Source organism: Phocaeicola sp. GP0067 (assembly GCF_031119655.1).
Taxonomy (GTDB): domain Bacteria; phylum Bacteroidota; class Bacteroidia; order Bacteroidales; family Bacteroidaceae; genus Phocaeicola; species Phocaeicola vulgatus.
Genome location: NZ_JAVHZY010000016.1, coordinates 99838 through 109955 on the forward strand (window position 1 = coordinate 99838; position 10118 = coordinate 109955).

General features: G+C 42.4%; 5 protein-coding genes. 4 read left to right on the plus strand and 1 reads right to left on the minus strand.

Annotated elements, in window-relative coordinates; genetic code table 11:
* Positions 1-14: 14 nt before the first annotated feature.
* From RE317_RS13215 to RE317_RS13225, 3 genes are all read left to right on the plus strand, one after another.
* Positions 15-1859: a rhamnogalacturonan lyase gene (locus tag RE317_RS13215; RefSeq protein ID WP_008782262.1), complete on the plus strand. Its 1845-nt coding sequence runs from the start codon at positions 15-17 to the stop codon at positions 1857-1859.
* Positions 1860-2006: 147 nt separating this feature from the next.
* The gene (locus tag RE317_RS13220) at positions 2007-3650 is read left to right on the plus strand and encodes a rhamnogalacturonan acetylesterase (protein ID WP_008670319.1); all 1644 of its coding nucleotides are present in this window, start codon (positions 2007-2009) and stop codon (positions 3648-3650) included.
* A 21-nt stretch (positions 3651-3671) separates the two neighbouring features.
* Positions 3672-6971, plus strand: coding sequence for a DUF6250 domain-containing protein (locus RE317_RS13225; protein ID WP_008670318.1), 3300 nt, complete (start codon positions 3672-3674; stop codon positions 6969-6971).
* 137 nt (positions 6972-7108) lie between these two features.
* On the opposite strand, the gene RE317_RS13230 is transcribed toward RE317_RS13225, so the two are convergent.
* A complete protein-coding gene (locus RE317_RS13230) occupies positions 7109-8659 on the minus strand; it encodes an ATP-binding protein (RefSeq protein WP_008670317.1) in 1551 nt (516 codons plus the stop codon).
* A gap of 1076 nt (positions 8660-9735) precedes the next feature.
* Between RE317_RS13230 and RE317_RS13235 the strand changes: the two genes are divergently transcribed.
* A partial coding sequence (locus RE317_RS13235; protein WP_272216633.1) for an ISAs1 family transposase occupies positions 9736-10118 on the plus strand: 383 nt, incomplete at its 3' end.

The window sequence follows — 10118 nt, forward strand, 5'->3', positions numbered from 1 at the left end:
TTATAAATTGTTAGATGAAACATTGGGTTATGATGAATATGCTTCTGCTTGTCGGAAGCATATTCGCTTTCTCCCAACCTTATAGTGGAGAAAAGCTTTCAAGAGGATTGATTGGAATTCCTACAGAGGAAGGAATGTATTTTAGCTGGCGCATGACCTTGGAGGATGCAGCCGGATTACAATTTGATTTATACCGTAGTTCCGGTGGAGGTGCGGAGGTAAAATTAAATAAAGAACCGATAGATCGGACTTCCGATTTTTTAGACCGTACGGTTGATTATACGGTGGATAATCGTTGGACTTTAAAAGCAACTACCGGGGAAGTCGCTACCTGGACCCGTTTGAAGGGAGAGAAACGGAATCCTTATTTAAGTATTCCTGTTTGTAAACCGGAGGACGGAGAAATAGCAGGTGAATCATTCACTTATACAGCTAATGATTGTAGTGTAGGTGATCTGGATGGTGATGGAGAGTATGAGATTATTTTAAAATGGTCTTCTTCTAATTCAAAGCGACCGCCACAACGTGGCTTTACCGGTAATACCTATTTGGACGCATATAAAATGGATGGAAGAAGATTGTGGCGTATTGATTTGGGACCGAATGTACGTTCCGGAGCAGCCACTACTAATTTCTTGGTTTTTGATTTTGATGGAGATGGATGTGCGGAAATCTGTTGTAAGACAGGAGATGGTACTGTCGATGGGCTGGGACATCGGATAGGAGATGCCCAAGCCGACTGGAGGACATGGGATAAAAAAAGTCCTACGTATGGTAAGATAGTAAATGGCCCGGAATACCTCACGGTTTTTGAGGGACGTACCGGAAAAGAACTGGATTCGAAAGAATATATTCCAACCCGTTATCCCTTGGATGGTTGGGGAGGTGTCGGTGGCAATTGTGGTAATGATAATACTGGTGGTCGTTCAGACCGTTTTACAGCTGGAGTAGCTTTTCTGGATGGAAAAACGCCTTCACCTATCATGGTAAGAGGATGGTACGGACGGACGGTGGTGGCTGCATGGACTTTTACAAACGGGGCATTGAAACATACATGGACTTTTGATAGTGCGGCACCGGGGTGGGAGGCCTATTCGGGCATGGGAAATCATAGTGTGACCGTAGCGGATTTTGATGGTGATGGTTGTGATGAAATCTGTGTGGGGGCTATGACTGTAGACCATGATGGTAAAGGACTGTTTACTACGGGCTTGCGTCACGGGGATGCTTTACATGCCGGACGTTTTATTCCTTCCCGTCAAGGTATGCAGGTTTTTGGCGTGCATGAAAATGAAGGCGATAATGAAATTGTAAAGTGTACTCCTGCCGTAGCTATGTTTGATGGAGCGACCGGAGAAATTATCTGGCAGGATGGTTTGGGACAAGATGCCGGTCGTGGAGTAGCTGCTGATATTGATCCGCGTTATGATGGAGCAGAGTGTTGGTGCAATATAGGAGGTTTGAGAAGAGGGGATACCGGAGAAATAATCAGTAATAGAAAGCCTGACTCCTGTAATTTTACCATTTATTGGGACGCTGATCCCTTAGCGGAATTACTGGATCATGTTTCCATCAGTAAATGGAATTGGAATGCGGAAAGTACAGATTTATTATTGAAAGCCGAGGGAGTTGTTTCCAATAATGGAACAAAAGGTAATCCGTGTTTGTCGGGTGATATTTTAGGAGATTGGCGAGAAGAGGTCATTTGGCCTTCCGAAGACCAGACGGAATTACGTATTTATTCTACTACCATACCGGCTGTGGACAGACGTGCCACATGGATGAATGACCGTCAGTACAGGTTGGCGATAGCTTGGCAGAATGTAGCGTATAACCAACCGCCGCACTCTAGTTTCTAGCCTTGTCGCTACTCTGATTAGGATATATGTACTATTGGTTGAACGAATAAACAGGAAAATGAATGAATTTCTATTCTCCGGTTTGTTCGTTCATCTTATTTTTGTGAGAAATTTGAAATGCAATAAAAGAAAAACACTATAAATGTCATGAAAGGAAACAAACTTTGTTTATGCTTTTTGTTAGCTGCCGGAGTAGGATTGGGAGCACATGCTCAAAATAAAATAGCTGCTCCGATGAAGGATGTGAATCAAGTCGTTGATAATACACTTGATAGTTTGAATGTGGCGCGTTCCGCCCGTCCTGTTTCAGGTTCCAGCCGGAAAGGGGATAATCCGGTGTTGTTCCTTGTTGGAAATTCAACGATGCGTACCGGTACGTTGGGCAATGGAAATAACGGTCAATGGGGATGGGGATATTTTGAACACGAGTATTTTGATGAAAATAAGATAACCGTTGAAAATCACGCATTGGGAGGAACCAGTAGCCGTACTTTTTATAACCGGTTATGGCCTGATGTGTTGAAAGGAGTTCGTAAAGGTGACTGGGTTATCATAGAATTGGGACATAATGACAATGGTCCGTACGATAGTGGCCGTGCCCGTGCCTCTATTCCGGGAATTGGCAAAGACAGTCTGAATGTGACTATTAAAGAGACAGGAGCAAAAGAGACCGTATATACGTATGGGGAATATATGCGTCGTTTTATTCATGATGTGAAGAAAAAAGGCGCTCATCCTATTTTGATGTCCCTGACTCCTCGCAACGCTTGGGAAGATGCAGACAGCACTATTATTACCCGGGTAAATCAGACATTTGGATTATGGGCGAAGCAGGTAGCTAAAAAAGCGAGAGTTCCTTTTATAGATCTGAATGATATCTCGGCGCGCAAATTTGAGAAATTCGGCAAAGAAAAAGTAAAGTATATGTTCTATCTGGACCGCATTCACACAAGTGCTTTTGGCGCACGTGTCAATGCAGAATCAGCAGCCGAAGGAATCCGTAATTATAAAGGGTTGGAACTGGCTCGTTATTTGAAACCGGTAGAAAAAGATACGGTTACGGGGGCTACCCGTAAAAAGGGGAATCCTGTATTGTTTACGGTGGGAGACAGTACTGTGAAGAATGCCGATAAAGATGAAAAGGGTATGTGGGGATGGGGAAGTGTGATTCACGAACTGTTTGACACGGAAAGGATCTCTGTAGAGAATCATGCGAAAGCGGGCCGCAGTGCGCGTACTTATTTAGATGAAGGGCGTTGGGATAAAATCTATCATGCACTTCAGCCGGGAGATTTTGTTTTGATACAATTCGGACATAATGATGCAGGTGACATAAACACAGGGAAAGCGCGTGCGGAATTACCCGGTTCAGGAAATGAAAGCAAGGTCTTCAAAATGAAGAAAACCGGCAGCTATCAAGTGGTTTATTCTTTCGGCTGGTATTTGCGTAAGTTTATTATGGATGTAAAAGAAAAGGGAGCTGTTCCTATTGTCCTGAGTCATACACCCCGCAATAAGTTTGATAATGGTGAGATAGAGCGCAATACCAGTTCTTTTGGTAAATGGACGCGTGAAGCGGCAGAAGCGGCCGGGGCTTATTTTATAGATTTGAATAAAATATCAGGAGACAAGCTCCAGGATATGGGATACAATCAAGGTTTGCGTGTAGTAGGAACATATTTCAATCATGACCATACCCATACCTCTTTGAAAGGTGCCCGTATGAATGCCCGGAGTATTGCTGACGGGCTGAAAGCTACGGACTGTCCGTTAAAAGACTTTTTAAAGTAAATGAAAACAAAACAACATCGTATGAAAAATCTGTTTCTGTTTTTATTTCTATTAGTTGTCTTTACGTCAAAGGCACAGGATAATAGGGTTTCCGGTTTAAATTCCCGTCAGTTTACTAAATACTGGAAGGTTGAATCGGAATCGCCTGATTATAAAGTGACGTTTCAGGGAGATACCGCTGAAATAGTATCTCCCAAGGGATTGACTCTTTGGAGAAAAGAGAAGATGAGTGGAAAAGTAACCATTGAATATGATGCATGTGTGGTGGTGGAGTCGGATGGAGATCGTCTGAGTGATTTGAACTGCTTCTGGATGGCATCAGACCCTCAATATCCCGATAATTTATGGAAGCGAGAAAAATGGCGTAGCGGTATATTCCTGAATTGTTATTCTTTACAGCTTTACTATTTGGGATATGGTGGCAATCATAACTCTACTACACGTTTCCGTCGTTATGATGGGGATGAGTCGGGTATTACAAATCCTAAAGCCCGTCCTGCTATTCTAAAGGAATATACGGATGCCGGACATTTGCTGAAACCGAATCATTGGTATCACATCAAGATTACCAACGAGAACAATAGGGTCAGTTATTACATAGACGGTGAGCGCTTGGTGGACTTCAGGGATGCTGAACCGTTACGGGAAGGCTGGTTTGGTTTTCGTACCACCTTGTCGCGTACTCGTATTACAAATTTCAGTTATGAATGCTCATCGCAAGAGGCGACTGCTGTTCCTTTGCAATGGATTGGTGAGACTCCCCGGCAGGATAAGGCCGTAAGTTTCGGAGTGCCTTTTGATAAAGGGGAAGTTTTTCCGGAAAACAAGTTACGGCTATCTGCAGAGAGTGGTGAGGATATTCCTATTGATACCTGGACTTTGGCTTATTGGCCGGATGGTTCTGTAAAGTGGGGAGGAATAGCTGGAGTTATTCCTGCCGGAACAGAAAAACTGACTCTGGAAAAGGCGGTAAAGAAATCTAAAGCGAAATCCAAACTGCCGGATACAGATAAAAAGAAGTCCGTTTCTGTGGCAGAAACATCACAGGGTATTCATATCTCTACCGGAGTCATTTCAGCATATATACCTCGTCAAGGCGAATTTTTGATAGATAGTCTGTTATATAAAGGTGTGAAAGTAGGAGAAAAGGCTAGGCTTATCTGCCATACGCAAAGCGAACCGGTACTTGAAAGTACTTCTCAAGTTTCTTTCACTAATTATATAGGAGAACTGAAATCTGTGACTGTAGAGCGCGCCGGTTCTGTGCGTGCGCTTGTTAAATTGGAAGGGGTACACAAAAGTCCGAATGGTCGTGAGTGGTTGCCCTTTGTGGTACGGCTTTATTTTTATGGTGGCAGTGAGCAAGTGAAAATGGTGCATAGCTTTGTATATGACGGAGATCAGAACAAAGATTTCATTCGCGCCTTGGGAGTTCGTTTTGACGTTCCTATGCGTGAGGCTTTATACAATCGCCATGTAGCTTTCTCTTGTGCCGATGGTGGAGTCTGGAGCGAGCCCGTTCAGCCTTTGGTGGGACGACGCATACTTACATTGGGTAAAACCGGAAATGGAGAATCTTCGTTACAGCAACAGCAGATGGAAGGAAAACGCATTCCTTCTTATGAAGCTTTTGACGAAAAGAACCGTGCTTTGCTTGATCATTGGGCTTCTTGGGACAGTTATCGTCTGTCCCAACTGACAGCGGATGCATTTTCAATCCGTAAACGTGCCAATGACAATAATCCTTGGATAGGTACTTTCTCCGGTACACGTAGTGAGGGTTATGCCTTTGCCGGAGATATAACCGGAGGCATGGGGCTTGAGTTGCATGATTTCTGGCAGTCTTATCCGTCTTCTATTGAAATCTCGGATGCAAAAACTCCGGTGGCTGCTCTTACCGCATGGATATGGAGTCCGGATGCTGAACCGATGGACTTGCGCCATTATGATAATGTGGCCCATGACTTGAATGCCAGTTACGAAGATGTGCAAGAAGGAATGAGCACCCCTTACGGGATTGCCCGTACAACGACTCTTACCTTGATACCTCAGGGTGGTTATAGCGGAAAGAAAGCTTTTGCAGAACAAGCTAAACAACTTGCCGGACCGGGAGTGCTGATGCCTGTACCTGACTATTTGCATGCCAAGCAGGCATTTGGTGTTTGGAGCCTTCCCGATCGTAGTACTCCTTTCCGTGCCCGGGTGGAAGACAGGCTGGATGCTTATATCAGCTTCTATCAAAAAGCGATAGAACAAAACAAATGGTATGGTTTCTGGAATTATGGGGATGTGATGCATGCATACGATCCTGTCCGCCATACCTGGCGTTATGACATCGGAGGTTTTGCATGGGATAACACGGAACTGGCTTCTAATATGTGGCTATGGTATAATTTCCTGCGTACCGGACGTGCTGATATCTGGAGCATGGCAGAAGCCATGACCCGTCATACGGCGGAAGTGGATGTGTATCATATCGGTCCGAATGCAGGATTGGGTAGCCGGCACAACGTCAGTCATTGGGGATGTGGAGCCAAAGAAGCACGGATCAGTCAGGCTGCCTGGAATCGTTTCTACTATTATCTTACTACGGACGACCGATGCGGTGATTTAATGACCGAAGTAAAAGATGCCGATCAGAAATTGTACACGCTGGACCCCATGCGTCTGGCGCAACCTCGCAGTCAGTATCCTTGTACGGCACCTGCACGTCTCCGCATCGGTCCCGACTGGTTGGCATACGCCGGAAACTGGATGACTGAATGGGAACGTACCGGCAATACGGTTTACCGTGACAAAATTATAGCCGGGATGAAAAGTATTGTGGCACTGCCCAACCGTATCTTTACAGGTCCGTTGGCTTTAGGTTATGATCCGGCTACAGGGATTATTACCAGCGAATGTGATCCCAAGTTAGAAAGTACAAATCATTTGATGACCATCATGGGAGGTTTTGAAGTCATGAATGAAATGATCCGTATGGTTGATTATCCCGAATGGAATGAGGCATGGCTTGATCTTGCCGCCCGTTATAAGCAGAAAGCATGGGAGTTAAGGAAAAATCGTTTCCGTATATCCCGTTTGTTGGGATATGCAGCCTATCATACCCGTAATGCAAAAATGGCGGAAGAGGCTTGGACTGATTTGTTTTCCCGCTTGGAACATACTCCGGCTCCACCTTTCCGTATAGAAACTGTTCTTCCGCCGGAAGTTCCCGCTCCTTTGGATGAATGTACAAGTATCAGTACCAATGATGCCGCCCTTTGGAGTCTGGATGCCATTTATATGCAGGAAGTGATTCCGGTGGATGGTATGAGATAGGATATTTTCGTATCTGTTTGATGATATCATTGTATAGCTTATCATCCTGAACATGAGTGAAGAATCTGTTTACAACAACTCTTTTATTGTTTACAGATTCTTCACTAATATTCAAAATAATAGAAATGACAGAATCATTATTCAACCATCCATTTTTCAATATTCCGTGTTTCAGCACTGAAGTTCACTCCTATTTTAAACAGTCTTCGTCCGTCTGTTTCAAAAGGAAGTGCGTAATGCTTGTCGTTAATCTGCTGTAAGGCTTCTTCCGCTGTTCCGTTCAGTTTAAACTCCATTATATAGATAAACTTGTCTGTCTGCAAAACGAGGTCTATGCGGCCCCTGCTGGTGTGATACTCCACTTTGACATAGAAACCTACCAGCTTAAAGATGATGAAAAGTACATTCTCGTAATGCAGTTCCTGTTCACGGATAATCTCGTATGTAGTGTCTGCAAAGAAGCTTTGCAGGCGTTGGAAGAAAGAATTGTAGTCGCCGGAACGTATTTCACGGACAAACTTTTGTATCTCAAATGGAGATTCAACGTTGTTCATGCTGGTATAATAAGGTACAAGAAACTGTATGAACCCTTCTTCTACTTCTTTGTTTGGAAAGCCCAAATGATAGATACCGAACTCTTCATCATATCCTTTTATAGTAAGATATCCACTTTGATAGATAACAGGAATGGGACTGGTTGACTCCGAATCAATGCTGTTCAACACTTGGGCATTGGTCTCTTCGTGTGCCATCCGTTCCAGATTGTAATGATGTCTTTTTAGCAGTTCCACCAAGTAAGTAGGAGTCCCCGTCTCGAACCAGTAACTGCCAAATTCCTTGCGCTTGAAAGCATTGAGCAGACTGAACGGATTATACATGCCGATGGAGTTGTGGGTGAAGTGATAGCCATCATAATATTGTCTTAGTTTTTCGCAGAAGCTGTCATAGGTCATCTTTTGTACATCTGCAAATTCATGAAGTTCGGTTTCCAAATTCTTATGAATTTCTTTTTCGCTGATGCCACATAATTCTATATATTCATTCCACATCGAAATATCATCCAGGTTATTCAGATCACTGAATACACTTACTTTTCCAAACTTAGTTACTCCTGTCAGCATGGCGAATTTGATGCAGCCATCCTTGCTTTTCAATGCTCCGTAGAATGCTTTAAGTGTTTCGCGAAAACTATTTTGCAATTCTTTATTGCCGATGGCTTGCAACATGGGCTTGTCATATTCGTCTACCAGAATCACTACACGTTGGCCTGTTTGTTCATAAGCGCGCTGAATGGTGCCTTCAAAACGCATGGACAAGGAATCTTCGGCAGGCTCGCTTCCATATAGCTTTTCCCAGGTTACCAATGTACGGTTCAGTTTGCTTTCCAAACTTTGCGGACTATCATATTTCTGTGTATTCAGGTCAATGTGCAGTATGGGATATTTTGTCCAGTCCTTTTCCAGTTTTTCCATAGCCAGTCCTTGAAAAAGTTCCTTTTTCCCTTGGAAATAAGCTTCCAGAGTGGAGATAAGCAGGCTTTTTCCGAAGCGGCGTGGGCGGCTCAGGAAATAATAGCGTCCGGATTTCACCAATTGATAAATCAATGCTGTTTTATCAATATAGAAATAGCCATCCAGGCGGAGACTTTCAAAATTCTGTATACCGATAGGATAAATCTTATTGCCCATACTTTTTTGTTTTTAAATGATAACATACAAAGTTACTGATTTCCTTTTTATTTCCTGTATTTTCAGCGAATTCTTTTGGAATAATGTTTTGTTTTTAAGTAGGTATGTCACAGAGGGGAATACAGAAACTTTTCATCTTTTGTTCTCTCCTAAAAGGATTTTATGATCTTTTGTTTCTTAATTTATGTCGATGGTTGATGTGGATAAAGTATAATTTATGAGATACCTTATTAGAAATAATCAGTAACAGGCAAAAATGGGTTCATCTGAAGAAATTTATTGGAACATGGCAAAAAACAATAGAAAGTTGGACGCGAAAATGCCCTCATTTTTTGCCATAACTTATTTATAATGAACTGCTTATTAGTGGTGGTAGCATCGGTGTTAGTGAGGGCATTGCCCTCACTAACACCGATGCTTAAAAATAAATTATTCAGACTTTATCGCATGATACAAAGTACTTTTATTGCTGGCTTTTGGGGGAATGCTCAGCTTGCAGAGAATGCGTCTGGAATAATTTATATTGTTGATTTATAGTTCTTTTTATGCGTATGTCCTTTCGGGTAATTGAAAATCTTCATGAGCGGTCTCCCTTCTTCCTTCTTCTCTGAAGTAGCAGAAGAAAAGTGATATTTGAAAAACTGCTCCAAAGGCAAAATTTGCTCAAATTCGGTGTTGTTTTGCCACAATACCCTACTCTTTTTCATCATTCACCCCCTAACGTTCGTTCTTATAAAGCAGCTGCATGGCTTGTGAATCGAGTTGGTGGTAGTCTATGTGTGCATATTTCCCTGTCTCTTATTTCTTTTCTTTCTTTTCTTTTCTTTTCCTACTTTTTATATGTTTGTAATTGCTTATCTACCTAGGTGGTTAAGTCTAACCACAAGAGTGGTTAAAGTTAATCACAAAGGTGACTAGACTTAATCACGTCCGTGGTTATGGCGGATGCATTATGTTTTTTTACTATATTATTCCTTGTTATTTATTTGTTATATTATTGATTATTAATGTGTTATTATTTGATTGTGTCGATTATTTTTCTTATCTTTATAAGATATATTAAAACATAAACTAACATGAAAATTGGTATAATTGACCTTTGTAAACAAATAGAAGATCCTAGTATGAACCGCAAGAAAGTCCATAAAATGGAAACTAGTATCTATATATTCATTGCTGCTGTAATCTGTGAGGTCCAGTCCTGGAATGAAATTGAGGAATTTGGCAATTCGAAAATGACTTTTTTCAAGAGTCGCATACCCGGCCTGGAGTTCATCCCCAGTCATGATACTTTTAACAGATTCTTCAGTATGATAAAGCCCGATTATTTTGAGTCGATCTTCCGTAATTGGGTAAAACGAGTCTGTCTGGAGGTGAAAGGCGTTGTAGCTATAGATGGCAAGCTCATGCGTGGTCCAAGCCAATGTGATGGAGAACATACTAGGGGAAAAGAAGGATT